The organism is Pseudomonas sp. VA159-2, assembly GCF_024126635.1.
GTDB lineage: Bacteria > Pseudomonadota > Gammaproteobacteria > Pseudomonadales > Pseudomonadaceae > Aquipseudomonas > Aquipseudomonas muyukensis.
In genome coordinates this window covers 139,470-152,374 of the sequence record NZ_JAMYBV010000005.1, presented here as the reverse complement: position 1 = coordinate 152,374, position 12,905 = coordinate 139,470, and the positions used below count along the sequence as shown (strand labels likewise).

The 12,905-nt window shown below is 66.4% G+C and carries 13 protein-coding genes; all 13 read left to right on the top strand.

The features are described 5' to 3' along the window. The first annotated feature begins 12 nt into the window (after positions 1-12). The 13 genes from NJG22_RS07000 (at position 13) to NJG22_RS06940 (ending at position 12,851) form a co-directional block, all read left to right on the top strand. A complete protein-coding gene (locus NJG22_RS07000; protein WP_253093360.1) occupies positions 13-912 on the top strand; it encodes an energy transducer TonB in 900 nt (299 codons plus the stop codon). Between the two features lie 69 nt (positions 913-981). Beyond that, complete coding sequence (locus NJG22_RS06995) at positions 982-1,551, top strand: YqgE/AlgH family protein (protein WP_217852181.1); 570 nt, start codon at positions 982-984, stop codon at positions 1,549-1,551. After that, complete coding sequence (gene ruvX, locus NJG22_RS06990) at positions 1,551-1,976, top strand: Holliday junction resolvase RuvX (protein WP_028688357.1); 426 nt, start codon at positions 1,551-1,553, stop codon at positions 1,974-1,976. The genes NJG22_RS06995 and ruvX overlap by 1 nt, the downstream gene beginning before the upstream one ends. 53 nt (positions 1,977-2,029) lie before the next feature. After that, positions 2,030-2,548, top strand: coding sequence for a bifunctional pyr operon transcriptional regulator/uracil phosphoribosyltransferase PyrR (gene pyrR, locus NJG22_RS06985; RefSeq protein ID WP_217852179.1), 519 nt, complete (start codon positions 2,030-2,032; stop codon positions 2,546-2,548). Between the two features lie 12 nt (positions 2,549-2,560). Beyond that, positions 2,561-3,565, top strand: a complete 1,005-nt coding sequence (locus tag NJG22_RS06980) for an aspartate carbamoyltransferase catalytic subunit (RefSeq protein ID WP_253093359.1) — start codon at positions 2,561-2,563, stop codon at positions 3,563-3,565. Beyond that, the gene (locus tag NJG22_RS06975) at positions 3,562-4,833 is read left to right on the top strand and encodes a dihydroorotase (protein ID WP_253093358.1); all 1,272 of its coding nucleotides are present in this window, start codon (positions 3,562-3,564) and stop codon (positions 4,831-4,833) included. The genes NJG22_RS06980 and NJG22_RS06975 overlap by 4 nt, the downstream gene beginning before the upstream one ends. A 255-nt stretch (positions 4,834-5,088) precedes the next feature. Then, a complete protein-coding gene (hslV, locus tag NJG22_RS06970; protein WP_134690445.1) occupies positions 5,089-5,619 on the top strand; it encodes an ATP-dependent protease subunit HslV in 531 nt (176 codons plus the stop codon). Positions 5,620-5,695: 76 nt separating this feature from the next. Next, on the top strand, positions 5,696-7,039 hold the full coding sequence (gene hslU, locus NJG22_RS06965; RefSeq protein ID WP_253093357.1) for an ATP-dependent protease ATPase subunit HslU: 1,344 nt from the start codon (positions 5,696-5,698) through the stop codon (positions 7,037-7,039). A 157-nt stretch (positions 7,040-7,196) separates the two neighbouring features. Further along, positions 7,197-7,574: a DUF971 domain-containing protein gene (locus tag NJG22_RS06960; protein WP_217852172.1), complete on the top strand. Its 378-nt coding sequence runs from the start codon at positions 7,197-7,199 to the stop codon at positions 7,572-7,574. A 336-nt stretch (positions 7,575-7,910) separates the two neighbouring features. Then, positions 7,911-9,590: a class II poly(R)-hydroxyalkanoic acid synthase gene (gene phaC, locus NJG22_RS06955; RefSeq protein WP_253093356.1), complete on the top strand. Its 1,680-nt coding sequence runs from the start codon at positions 7,911-7,913 to the stop codon at positions 9,588-9,590. Between the two features lie 62 nt (positions 9,591-9,652). Continuing rightward, positions 9,653-10,504 carry a poly(3-hydroxyalkanoate) depolymerase gene (gene phaZ, locus NJG22_RS06950; protein WP_217852169.1) on the top strand — a complete coding sequence of 284 codons (852 nt, stop codon included), beginning with the start codon at positions 9,653-9,655 and terminating at the stop codon, positions 10,502-10,504. 63 nt (positions 10,505-10,567) lie between these two features. Further along, positions 10,568-12,232 carry a class II poly(R)-hydroxyalkanoic acid synthase gene (gene phaC, locus NJG22_RS06945; protein ID WP_253093355.1) on the top strand — a complete coding sequence of 555 codons (1,665 nt, stop codon included), beginning with the start codon at positions 10,568-10,570 and terminating at the stop codon, positions 12,230-12,232. Between the two features lie 4 nt (positions 12,233-12,236). Continuing rightward, positions 12,237-12,851, top strand: coding sequence for a TetR/AcrR family transcriptional regulator (locus NJG22_RS06940; RefSeq protein WP_217852165.1), 615 nt, complete (start codon positions 12,237-12,239; stop codon positions 12,849-12,851). Positions 12,852-12,905 lie beyond the last annotated feature (54 nt).

The following is a 12,905-nucleotide window of genomic DNA, read 5'->3' as shown; positions in this document are numbered from 1 at the left end:
GCTGGATACCCGATGACGTTGCCCGCCGACATCCCCGCCGACCTGCTGCCACCGCGCATTCGCCCGGTGGACCGGCTCGGCTTCACCCTGTTCCTGGCTGCCGTGGTGCACCTGGCGTTGATCCTTGGCGTAGGCTTCACGGTGGTCAAGCCGTCCGATATTCGTCACACCATGGACATCACCCTGGCCACCTTCAAGAGCGAGAAAGCGCCCGAGAAGGCCGACTTCCAGGCCCAGGACAACCAGCAGGGCAGCGGCACCCTGGACAAGAAGGCGCTGCCCAAGACCACCGAGGCCGCGCCGTTCCAGGACAGCAAGATCAACAAGATCACCCCGCCCCCGGCCACCCATCCGCAAACGCCGCCGGCGCCCGCCAAGGCGGTGGTCGCCACCCAGGCGCCGAAACCGCAGAAGGTCGAGCCCAGGCCGAAGGAAAGCAAACCGCAACCCAAGCCCGAGACCAAGGTGCCGGCCTTCGACAGCTCGCAGCTGTCCAGCCAGATCGCCAGCCTCGAGGCCGAGCTGTCCCACGAACAGCAGCTGTATGCCAAGCGCCCGCGCATCCATCGCCTGAACGCCGCCTCGACCTTGCGCGACAAGGGCGCCTGGTACAAGGAAGAGTGGCGCAAGAAGGTCGAACGCATCGGCAACCTCAACTACCCCGAAGAGGCCCGGCGCCAACAGATGTACGGCAGCTTGCGGATGATGGTATCGATCAATCGCGACGGCTCGCTGTACGAAGTGCTGGTGCTGGAGTCCTCCGGCCAGCCGGTGCTGGACCAGGCGGCCCAGCGCATCGTGCGCCTGGCGGCGCCGTTCGCGCCGTTCACCGGTGACCTGGCCGAGTTCGACCGGCTTGAGATCATCCGCACCTGGCGCTTCGCCCGGGGTGACAAGCTGTCGAGCAATTGACGCAAGGCCGCGCCCGACAGCCACTCGCGCACCTTGTCAGCCTCGCCACCTGGCGCCACACTAGCGGACATGAAAACCCTAGCCCCCAGCTACCTCAAGCACCAGTTCCTGATCGCCATGCCGCACATGGCCGACCCGAACTTTGCCCAGACCCTCACCTACATCGTCGAGCACAACGCCAACGGCGCCATGGGCCTGGTGGTCAACCGCCCGCAGGAGCTGAATCTGGGCGACATCCTCGAGCAGTTGCGCCCAGACCAGGAACCACCGGCCAGCACCCTGCACATCCCGATCTACCAGGGCGGCCCGGTGCAGACCGACCGCGGCTTCGTGCTGCACAGCAACGACTGCAGCTACCAGGCCACGGTCGAGCTCGAGGGCCTGTCGCTGTCCACCTCGCAGGACGTGCTGTTCGCCATCGCCGCCGGCACCGGCCCGCGCCAGAGCCTGATCACCCTGGGCTATGCCGGCTGGGAAGCCGGGCAACTGGAGGCGGAGCTGGCCGACAACGCCTGGCTCAACTGCCCGTTCGACGCCGACATCCTGTTCGCCATGGCCAGCGAAATGCGCCTGGCCCAGGCCGCAAAGAGCCTGGGCATCAACCTGAGCCTGCTGACCAGCCAGGCGGGGCACGCCTGATGGCCGAGCTGCGCCTGTTGCTGGGCTTCGACTACGGCACCCGGCAGATCGGCGTCGCCGTCGGCCAGGTCATCACCGGCCAGGCCCGCGAGCTGTGCACGCTCAAGGCCCAGAACGGCGTGCCGGACTGGAACCAGGTGGAAAAACTGATCAAGGAATGGAAACCCGACGCCATCGTCGTCGGCCTGCCGCTGAACATGGACGGCACGCCCAGCGAGATGAGCGAGCGCGCCGAGAAATTCGCCCGCCGCCTGCATGGCCGCTACAACCTGCCGGTGCACACCCATGACGAACGCCTGACCACCTTCGAGGCCAAGGGCGAGCAAATGGCTCGGGGCGGGCGCCACGGCAGCTATCGCGACAACCCGGTCGACGCCATCGCCGCGGCCCTGCTGCTGCAAGGCTGGCTGGAGGCCAACACTTAAATCCGCTTTGCCGCCGGCGGCCTGCCGGCGCCCGCCTTCCCGAGGAGCACGCAATGAGCCTACCCAATCCCGCCGAGCTGATCCGGCAGATGGCCGTCGACCTTCGCGCCCACCTGGCCCGCCGCGCCATCGCCGAGCCACGCTTCATCGGCATCCGCACCGGCGGCGTGTGGGTGGCCCAGGCGCTGCAGGCCGAACTCGGCGAGCAGGGCCCGCTGGGCACCCTGGACGTGTCCTTCTACCGCGACGACTTCAGCCAGAACGGCCTGCACCCGCAGGTGCGCCCATCGGAGCTGCCGTTCGAGATCGAAGGCCAGCACCTGGTGCTGGTGGACGACGTACTGATGAGCGGCCGTACCATCCGCGCCGCCCTCAACGAACTGTTCGACTATGGCCGCCCGGCCAGCGTGACCTTGGTCTGCCTGCTCGACCTGGATGCCGGCGAACTGCCGATTCGCCCCAACGTGCTGGGCGCCACCCTGTCCCTGGCGGCCCATGAACGGGTAAAATTGACCGGACCCACGCCGCTCGCCCTCGAGCGCCAGGACCTCGCATTTGCATCCGCCCTTTAAGAGTCCCCCGCGATGACGCCATTCGACGCCAAGCGCCCGCTGCAGCTCAATGATCAGGGCCAGCTACGCCATTTTCTCTCGCTCGACGGTTTGCCCCGCGAACTGCTCACCGAGATCCTCGACACCGCCGACTCGTTCCTCGAAGTCGGCGCCCGGGCCGTGAAGAAAGTCCCGTTGCTGCGCGGCAAGACCGTGTGCAACGTGTTCTTCGAGAACTCCACCCGCACCCGCACCACCTTCGAGCTGGCCGCCCAGCGCCTGTCGGCCGACGTGATCAGCCTGAACGTGTCGACTTCCTCGACCAGCAAGGGCGAGACCCTGTTCGACACCCTGCGCAACCTCGAGGCCATGGCCGCCGACATGTTCGTGGTGCGCCATTCCGACTCCGGTGCCGCGCACTTCATCGCCGAGCACGTCTGCCCGGAGGTCGCGGTGATCAACGGCGGCGATGGCCGCCATGCGCACCCGACTCAGGGCATGCTCGACATGCTGACCATTCGTCGGCACAAGGGCAGCTTCGAGAATCTGTCGGTAGCCATCGTTGGCGACATCTTGCACTCGCGCGTGGCCCGCTCCGACATGCTCGCGCTCAAGGCCCTGGGTTGCCCGGACATTCGCGTGATCGGCCCGAAAACCTTGATTCCGATCGGTATCGAGCAATACGGCGTGAAGGTCTACACCGACCTCGCCGAAGGTCTGAAGGACGTCGACGTGGTGATCATGCTGCGCCTGCAGCGCGAACGCATGGCCGGCGGCCTGCTGCCCAGCGAGGGCGAGTTCTACCGCCTGTTCGGCCTGACCACCGCGCGCCTGGCCGGGGCCAAGCCCGACGCCATCGTCATGCACCCAGGGCCGATCAACCGCGGCGTCGAGATCGAGTCGGCGGTGGCCGACGGCAAGCATTCGGTGATCCTCAACCAGGTCACCTACGGCATCGCCGTGCGCATGGCCGTGCTGTCCATGGCCATGAGCGGGCAGAACGCGCAACGTCAATTCGAGCAGGAGAACGCCCAGTGACCATCAGCATCATCGGCGCCCGGGTCATCGATCCTGCCAGCGGCCTGGACCAGGTCACCGACCTGCACCTGGACGGCGGGCGCATTGTCGCCATCGGCGCCGCCCCGGCCGGTTTCAGCGCCAGCCGCGTGATCCAGGCCGACGGCCTGGTGGCCGCCCCGGGGCTGGTCGACCTCGGCGTGTCGCTGCGCGAACCGGGCTACAGCCGCAAGGGCAGCATCGCCAGCGAGACCCGCGCCGCGGTCGCCGGCGGCGTCACCAGCCTGTGCTGTCCGCCGCAGACCAAGCCAGTGCTGGACACCTCGGCGGTGGCCGAGCTGATCCTCGACCGTGCCCGCGAAGCGGCCAACAGCAAGGTCTACCCGATCGGCGCCCTGACCAAGGGCCTGGACGGCGAGCAACTGGCCGAGCTGGTGGCCCTGCGCGACACCGGCTGCGTGGCCTTCGGCAACGGCCTCAAGGAAATCCCCAACCATCGGACCCTGGCCCGTGCGCTGGAGTACGCGGCCACCTTCGACCTGACCGTGGTGTTCCACTCCCAGGACCGCGACCTGGCCCAGGGCGGCCTGGCCCACGAAGGCCCGATGGCCAGCTTCCTCGGCCTGCCCGGCATCCCCGAGACCGCCGAGACCGTGGCCCTGGCCCGCAACCTGCTGCTGGTCGAGCAGACCGGCGTGCGCGCCCACTTCACCCAGATCACCAGCGCCCGCGGTGCCCGGCTGATCGCCCAGGCCCAGCAACTGGGGCTGCCGGTGACCGCCGACGTGGCGTTGTACCAGCTGATCCTCACCGACGAGGCCCTGCGCGACTTCTCGAGCCTGTACCACGTGCAGCCGCCGCTGCGCACCGCCGCCGACCGCGACGGCCTGCGCGAGGCGGTGAAGTCGGGAGTGATCCAGGCCATCTCCAGCCACCACCAGCCCCACGAGCGCGACGCCAAGCTGGCGCCGTTCGGCGCCACCGAACCCGGTATCAGCAGCGTCGAGCTGCTGCTGCCGCTGGCCATGACCCTGGTCGAGGACGGCCTGCTCGACCTGCCGACCTTGCTTGCGCGCCTGGCCAGCGGCCCAGCGCAAGCCCTGCGCCTGCCAGCCGGCGAGTTGAAGGTGGGTGGCGCGGCGGACCTGGTGCTGTTCGATCCACAGGCCTCGACCGTAGCAGGCGAGCAGTGGTTCTCCCGCGGCCAGAACTGCCCGTTCATCGGCCACTGCCTGCCGGGCGCGGTGCGTTATACCTTGGTCGATGGGCACGTCTGCCACGAGGCCTGACAAAGCTCACAACTTGCTCTTGTAGGAGCGGCCTTGTGTCGCGAAAGGGCCGCGTAGCGGCCCCCGGATCTCGGCATCATGCGAAATCGCCGGGGCCGCTCCGCGGCCCTTTCGCGACACAAGGCCGCTTCTGCAGTGAGCGCGTCCAGCCCAGACGGGCAGCAACCATTCATCCCCCCCGGTTGAAATCCTTCCCCCCTCCCCCCATATGACTCTCCATCAGGCATTTTCGCCCCGCTGCGTGGAGACTCTCCCTTGACTACCATCGTTTCTGTCCGCCGTAACGGCAAAGTCGTCATGGGCGGCGACGGCCAGGTTTCCCTCGGCAACACCGTGATGAAAGGCAACGCCAAGAAAGTCCGGCGCCTGTACAACGGCCAGGTCATCGCCGGTTTCGCCGGTGCCACCGCCGACGCCTTCACCCTGTTCGAGCGCTTCGAGGCCCAGCTGCAGAAACACTCCGGGCACCTGGTGCGCGCCGCCGTCGAGCTGGCCAAGGAATGGCGTACCGACCGTTCCCTGAGCCGCCTGGAAGCGATGCTGGCGGTGGCCAACAAGGATGCGTCCCTGATCATCACCGGCAACGGCGACGTGGTCGAGCCCGAGGATGGCCTGATCGCCATGGGCTCCGGTGGTGCCTACGCCCAGGCCGCGGCCCGCGCCCTGCTGAACAAGACCGACCTCTCGGCCCGTGAAATCGCCGAGACCGCCCTGAACATCGCCGGCGACATCTGCGTGTTCACCAACCACAACCTGACCATCGAGGAGCAGGACCTGGCCGAGTGATCAGCTGTTCTGGCGCCCCATCCCGGTGATGGGGCCTTCCCACGCTGAACCACCCTGCTCGAGGACCATTTTCATCATGTCCATGACCCCCCGCGAGATCGTCCACGAACTCAACCGTCACATCATCGGCCAGGACGACGCCAAGCGCGCCGTGGCCATCGCCCTGCGCAACCGCTGGCGGCGCATGCAGCTGCCGGCCGAGCTGCGTGCCGAGGTGACCCCGAAGAACATCCTGATGATCGGCCCCACCGGCGTCGGCAAGACCGAAATCGCCCGGCGCCTGGCCAAGCTGGCCAACGCACCGTTCATCAAGGTCGAAGCGACCAAGTTCACCGAAGTCGGCTATGTCGGCCGTGATGTCGAATCGATCATCCGCGACCTGGCCGACGCCGCGCTGAAGATGCTGCGCGAGCAAGAGATCGTGCGCGTGCGCCACCGCGCCGAGGACGCCGCCGAAGACCGCATCCTCGATGCCCTGCTGCCGCAGGCGCGGGTCAGCAGCTTCAGCGAGGAAGCCCAGCAGTCGAGCAGCGACTCCAACACCCGCCAGCTGTTCCGCAAGCGCCTGCGCGAAGGCCAGCTGGACGACAAGGAAATCGAGATCGAAGTCGCCGATGCCGTGGGCGTCGAGATCGCCGCGCCGCCTGGCATGGAAGAGATGACCAACCAGCTGCAGAGCCTGTTCGCCAACATGGGCAAGGGCAAGCGCAAGGCGCGCAAGCTGAAGGTCAAGGATGCCCTGAAGATGGTCCGCGACGAAGAAGCCAGCCGCCTGGTCAACGACGAAGACCTCAAGGCCAAGGCCCTGGAAGCGGTCGAGCAACACGGCATCGTGTTCATCGACGAGATCGACAAGGTGGCCAAGCGCGGCAACGTCGGTGGCGCCGATGTCTCCCGTGAAGGCGTACAGCGCGACCTGCTGCCGCTGATCGAAGGCTGCACCGTCAATACCAAGCTGGGCATGGTCAAGACCGACCATATCCTGTTCATCGCCTCCGGCGCGTTCCACCTGAGCAAGCCGAGCGACCTGGTGCCCGAGCTGCAAGGCCGCCTGCCGATCCGTGTCGAGCTCAAGGCCCTGACCCCGGAAGACTTCGAGCGCATCCTCAAGGAGCCGCACGCCTCGCTGACCGAACAGTACCGCGAGCTGCTCAAGACCGAGGGCCTGCACATCGAGTTCGCCGACGAGGGCCTCAAGCGCCTGGCCGAGATCGCCTATCAGGTCAACGAGAAAACCGAGAACATCGGTGCCCGTCGCCTGCACACCCTGCTCGAGCGCCTGCTCGAAGAGGTGTCGTTCAGCGCCGGTGACCTGGCCAGCGCCCACGAAGAAGCGCCGATCAACATCGACGCGGCCTACGTGAACAGCCACCTGGGCGAGCTGGCGCAAAACGAAGACCTGTCGCGTTACATCCTGTAAGACCGCAGGGGCTGCTTTGCGGCCCTTTCGCGATACAGAGGAGCGCGCTTCCCTGTAGGAGCGCCCTTGTGTCGCGAAAGGGCTGCACAGCAGCCCCCTTGCACAATGCCCCGAATCACTCGAAGCTTGCAGCTTGAAGCCAAAGAGAGATTCGCCCATGGCCCGCCTGCCCACCGCCATCAACCTGCACAAAGCCTCCAAGACCCTCACCCTCAGCTACGCCCCCGGCGAGGTCTACCACCTGCCCGCCGAATTCCTGCGCGTGCACTCCCCGTCCGCCGAGGTCCAGGGCCACGGCAACCCGATCCTGCAGTTCGGCAAGATCAACGTCGGCCTCAGCGGCCTGGAACCGGCCGGCCAGTACGCACTGAAACTGACCTTCGACGACGGTCATGACTCAGGCTTGTTCACCTGGGAGTACCTCGAGCAACTGTGCCTGCGCCAGGAACAGCTGTGGGCCGAATACCTCGATGAACTGCACAAGGCCGGCAAATCCCGCGACCCATCCGAATCCGTGGTTAAACTCATGCTCTAGCGCAAGGCCGCCAGGCTTTAGAGCGCATTTTCTAATCTCATCTGCTTGAATGCCTCAATGGCAGCCAATGACTGGCTGTCTTGCGCATTACACGAAAGTCGGGTAACCAATGGGGCTGGCAAGTTCCCTGCATTGTGTTCCACGCAGGCAGGGCCAGGCCGGTATGTACAGGTCGCGAGCGAAAGCAGGTTGTCTTCATACGCACCAACCCCCGCAGCTCATCAGCGCCACGCATCCGGTCGCAGCACCGCTGTTCCTTATCACTGGTCACCCGAGTAGCAGTACCGGGCTGTCACAGCACGCCGGTACTCGTCTCAGGACAACGGAGCGTCGTAGATGAGTAACAAGAACAACGATGAGTTGCAGCGGCAGGCCTCGGAAAACACCCTGGGGCTCAATCCGGTCATCGGCATTCGCCGCAAGGACCTGCTGACCTCGGCGCGCACGGTGCTGCGCCAGGCCGTTCGCCAGCCGTTGCACAGCGCCCGCCACGTGGCGCATTTCGGCCTGGAACTGAAAAACGTGCTGCTGGGCAAGTCGGCCCTGCAACCGGAGGGCGACGACCGTCGCTTCAGCGACCCGGCCTGGAGCCAGAACCCCCTGTATCGCCGCTACCTGCAGACCTACCTGGCCTGGCGCAAGGAGCTCAACGACTGGATCGGCAGCAGCGACCTGTCGGCGCAGGACATCAGCCGCGGCCAGTTCGTCATCAACCTGCTGACCGAGGCCATGGCGCCCACCAACACCCTGTCCAACCCGGCGGCGATCAAGCGCTTCTTCGAAACCGGCGGCAAGAGCCTGCTCGATGGTTTGTCCCACCTGGCCAAGGACATGGTCAACAATGGCGGCATGCCCAGCCAGGTCAACATGGAAGCCTTCGAAGTGGGCAAGAACCTGGGCACCAGCGAAGGCGCGGTGGTGTACCGCAACGATGTGCTGGAACTGATCCAGTACAAGCCCATCACCGAGCAGGTGCACAGCCGCCCGCTGCTGGTGGTGCCGCCGCAGATCAACAAGTTCTACGTCTTCGACCTGAGCCCGGAGAAGAGCCTGGCGCGCTTCTGCCTGCGTTCGCAGCAGCAGACCTTCATCATCAGCTGGCGCAACCCGACCAAGGCCCAGCGCGAGTGGGGCCTGTCCACCTACATCGATGCCCTCAAGGAAGCGGTCGACGCGGTGCTGGCGATCACTGGCAGCAAGGACCTGAACATGCTCGGCGCCTGCTCCGGCGGCATCACCTGCACCGCGCTGGTGGGCCATTACGCCGCGCTGGGCGAGAAAAAGGTCAACGCCCTGACCCTGCTGGTCAGCGTGCTCGACACCACGGTCGACACCCAGGTGGCGCTGTTCGTCGACGAGCAGACCCTCGAGGCGGCCAAGCGCCACTCCTACCAGGCCGGGGTGCTCGAAGGCAGCGACATGGCCAAGGTGTTCGCCTGGATGCGCCCCAACGACCTGATCTGGAACTACTGGGTCAACAACTACCTGCTGGGCAACGAGCCGCCGGTGTTCGACATCCTGTTCTGGAACAACGACACCACCCGCCTGCCGGCCGCTTTCCATGGCGACCTGATCGAGATGTTCAAGAACAACCCGCTGACCCGCTCGCAGGCCCTGGAGGTATGCGGCACCGCCATCGACCTGAAACAGGTCGACTGCGACATCTACAGCGTCGCCGGCACGGCCGACCACATCACCCCCTGGCAATCGTGCTACCGCTCGGCGCACCTGTTCGGCGGCAAGATCGAGTTCGTGCTGTCCAACAGCGGGCACATCCAGAGCATCCTCAACCCACCGGGCAACCCCAAGGCACGCTTCATGACCGGCGAGGACCGCCCCGACGACCCGCTGGCCTGGCAGGAGAACGCGGTCAAGCACGCCGATTCCTGGTGGCTGCACTGGCAAGCCTGGCTGGGCGAGCGCGCTGGCGAGCTGAAGAAGGCGCCGGTACGGCTGGGCAATCGCGCCTATGGCGCAGGCGAAGCCGCACCCGGCACCTACGTCCACGAACGTTGAGCTGAACCGCCGCGCAGCCTACCGGCCCCGCGCGGCGCTACTTTCACCCCAGAGTCATGCGCATGCCGGAACCGTACATTTTCAGGACCGTCGAGCTGGACCAGCAGTCCATCCGCACCGCGGTCCGCCCGGGCAAGCCACACCTGACGCCGCTGCTGATCTTCAACGGCATCGGCGCCAACCTCGAGCTGGTATTCCCGTTCATCGAGGCCCTCGACCCGGACCTGGAGGTCATCGCCTTCGACGTGCCCGGGGTCGGCGGCTCGTCCACGCCGCGTCACCCCTACCGCTTTGCTGGCCTGGCCAAGCTGACCGCGCGCATGCTCGACTACCTGGACTACGGCCAGGTCAATGTCATCGGTGTGTCCTGGGGCGGCGCCCTGGCCCAGCAGTTCGCCCACGACTATCCCGAGCGCTGCAAGAAGCTGGTGCTGGCCGCCACCGCCGCCGGCGCGGTGATGGTGCCAGGCAAGCCCAAGGTGCTGTGGATGATGGCCAGCCCCCGGCGCTATATCCAGCCGTCCCACGTGATCCGCATCGCCCCGCTGATCTACGGCGGTGGCTTTCGCCGCGACCCTGACCTGGCCATGCACCATGCCTCGAAGGTGCGCTCCGGCGGCAAGCTGGGCTACTACTGGCAACTGTTCGCCGGCCTGGGCTGGACCAGCATCCATTGGCTGCACAAGATCCACCAGCCGACCCTGGTGCTGGCCGGCGACGACGATCCGCTGATCCCGCTGATCAACATGCGCCTGCTGGCCTGGCGAATTCCCAATGCCCAGCTACACATAATCGACGACGGCCACCTGTTCCTGATCACCCGGGCCGAGGCCGTCGCCCCGATCATCATGAAGTTCCTCCAGCAGGAGCGCCAACGCGCGGTCATGCACCCAAGGCCCGCTGCGGGCACCTGAGGCGCTGGCGTGGGGCCGGCTTGCCCCGTGATCGGCCCGATTGCTAAACGATGGAGTGTTGGCATGAAAGACAAACCGGTGCCCGCCACCAGCATGAACGTGCAGAACGCCATCACCGGCCTGCGCGGTCGCGACCTGATCTCGACCCTGCGCCAGGTCGGCCGGATCAGCCTGCGCAACCCGCTGCACACCGCGCACCACCTGCTGAGCCTGGGCGGCCAGTTGGGCCGGGTGCTGATCGGCGACTCCTCGCTGCAGCCGCATCCGCGGGACAGCCGCTTCAGCGACCCGACCTGGCACCACAACCCGCTCTACCGCCGCGGCCTGCAAGCCTACCTGGCCTGGCAGCGGCAGACCCGCCAGTGGATCGAGGAGAGCAGCCTGGGCGACGACGACCGCGCCCGCGCGCAGTTTCTGTTCAACCTGCTCAGCGATGCCGTGTCGCCCAGCAACTCGCTGCTCAACCCGCTGGCGATCAAGGAGCTGTTCAACAGCGGCGGACAGAGCCTGCTGCGCGGCGCCAGCCATCTGCTCGACGACTTGCGCCACAACGACGGCCTGCCGCGCCAGGTGGACGAGCGCGCCTTCGAGGTTGGCGGCAACCTGGCCGCCAGCCCCGGCGCAGTGGTGTTTCGCAACGAGTTGCTGGAACTGATCCAGTACAAGCCCATGAGCGAGAAGCAATACGCCCGCCCGCTGCTGGTGGTGCCGCCACAGATCAACAAGTTCTATATCTTCGACCTCGGCCCGACCAACAGCTTTGTCCAGTACATGCTCAAGCAGGGCTTGCAGGTGTTCATGATCAGCTGGCGCAACCCCGACCCGCGCCACCGCGAATGGGGGCTGTCCAGCTATGTGCAGGCCCTGGAAGAGGCGCTCAACGCCTGCCGCAGCATCAGCGCCAGCCGCGATCCCAACCTGATGGGTGCCTGCGCGGGGGGCTTGACCATGGCCGCGTTGCAAGGCCACCTGCAGGCGAAGAAGCAACTGCGCAAGGTGCGCAGCGCCACCTACCTGGTGAGCTTGCTCGACAGCCAGTTCGACAGCCCCGCCAGCCTGTTCGCCGACGAGCAGACCATCGAGGCGGCCAAGCGCCGCTCCTACCAGCGTGGCGTGCTGGACGGCGGCGAGGTGGCGCGGATCTTCGCCTGGATGCGGCCCAACGACCTGATCTGGAACTACTGGGTCAACAACTACCTGATGGGCAAGACCCCACCGGCCTTCGACATCCTCTACTGGAACGCCGACAACACCCGCCTGCCGGCGGCCCTGCACGGCGACCTGCTGGACTTCTTCAAGCTCAACCCGCTGACCTTCCCCGCCGGGCTCGAGGTGTGCGGCACGCCGATCGACCTCAAGCAGGTCGCCCTGGACAGCTTCACCGTGGCCGGCAGCAACGACCACATCACCCCGTGGGACGCGGTGTATCGCTCGGCCCTGCTGCTGGGCGGCGAGCGCCGCTTCATCCTGGCCAACAGCGGGCATATCCAGAGCATCATCAACCCGCCCGGCAACCCCAAGGCCTACTACCTGCACAACCCCAAGCTCTCCAGCGACCCGCGCGCCTGGTTCCACGACGCCGAGCGCCGCGACGGCAGCTGGTGGCCGCTGTGGCTGGAGTGGATCAGCCAGCGCTCCGGCACGCTCAAGGCGCCGCGCGCCGAATTGGGCAACGCCACCTATCCACCGCTGGGCCCCGCGCCAGGCACCTACGTACTGGCCCGCTGACCGGATGAAGACCCGCGACCGTATCCTCGAATGTGCCTTGCAACTGTTCAATCGCCAGGGCGAGCCGAATGTGTCGACCCTGGAGATCGCCAATGAACTGGGCATAAGCCCCGGCAACCTGTACTACCACTTCCACGGCAAGGAGCCGCTGGTGATCGGCCTGTTCGAACGCTTCGAGGAGCAGTTGATGCCGCTGCTCGATCCGCCGCTGGACGTGCGCCTGGACGCCGAGGACTACTGGCTGTTCCTGCACCTGATCGTCGAGCGCATGGCGCAGTACCGCTTCCTGTTCCAGGACCTGTCCAACCTCACCGGGCGCCTGCCCAAGCTGGCCCGCGGCATGCGCAGCCTGATCAACGCGCTCAAGCGCACCCTCGCCGCGCTGCTGGCCAGCCTCAAGGGCCAGGGCCAGGTGACCAGCGAGACCCAGGCGCTGGGGCAGTTGGTGGAACAGATCACCCTGACCTTGATGTGCTCGCTGGATTACCAGCGGGTGCTGGGCCGCGAGGGTGACGTGGGGGTGGTGGTGTACCAGGTGATGATGCTGGTGGCGCCGCACCTGCACGCTCCGGCGCGCAAGGCCGCGGAGCAACTGGCCATGCGCTACCTGGAGGCGTAGCAGGCAGCCTTCGCGGCGCCTGGTTCGCCAGCAAGGCTGGCAGGTCGCAGACCG

What these genes read in the sequence shown, in the direction of transcription:
- NJG22_RS06940 (WP_217852165.1), top strand. Translation starts at nt 12,237, where the DNA reads ATGAAGACCCGCGACCGTATCCTCGAATGTGCCTTGCAACTGTTCAAT.
- NJG22_RS06995 (WP_217852181.1), top strand. Translation starts at nt 982, where the DNA reads ATGAAAACCCTAGCCCCCAGCTACCTCAAGCACCAGTTCCTGATCGCC.
- phaZ (WP_217852169.1), top strand. Translation starts at nt 9,653, where the DNA reads ATGCCGGAACCGTACATTTTCAGGACCGTCGAGCTGGACCAGCAGTCC.
- NJG22_RS06960 (WP_217852172.1), top strand. Translation starts at nt 7,197, where the DNA reads ATGGCCCGCCTGCCCACCGCCATCAACCTGCACAAAGCCTCCAAGACC.
- phaC (WP_253093355.1), top strand. Translation starts at nt 10,568, where the DNA reads ATGAAAGACAAACCGGTGCCCGCCACCAGCATGAACGTGCAGAACGCC.
- phaC (WP_253093356.1), top strand. Translation starts at nt 7,911, where the DNA reads ATGAGTAACAAGAACAACGATGAGTTGCAGCGGCAGGCCTCGGAAAAC.
- NJG22_RS07000 (WP_253093360.1), top strand. Translation starts at nt 13, where the DNA reads ATGACGTTGCCCGCCGACATCCCCGCCGACCTGCTGCCACCGCGCATT.
- hslU (WP_253093357.1), top strand. Translation starts at nt 5,696, where the DNA reads ATGTCCATGACCCCCCGCGAGATCGTCCACGAACTCAACCGTCACATC.
- pyrR (WP_217852179.1), top strand. Translation starts at nt 2,030, where the DNA reads ATGAGCCTACCCAATCCCGCCGAGCTGATCCGGCAGATGGCCGTCGAC.
- ruvX (WP_028688357.1), top strand. Translation starts at nt 1,551, where the DNA reads ATGGCCGAGCTGCGCCTGTTGCTGGGCTTCGACTACGGCACCCGGCAG.
- NJG22_RS06980 (WP_253093359.1), top strand. Translation starts at nt 2,561, where the DNA reads ATGACGCCATTCGACGCCAAGCGCCCGCTGCAGCTCAATGATCAGGGC.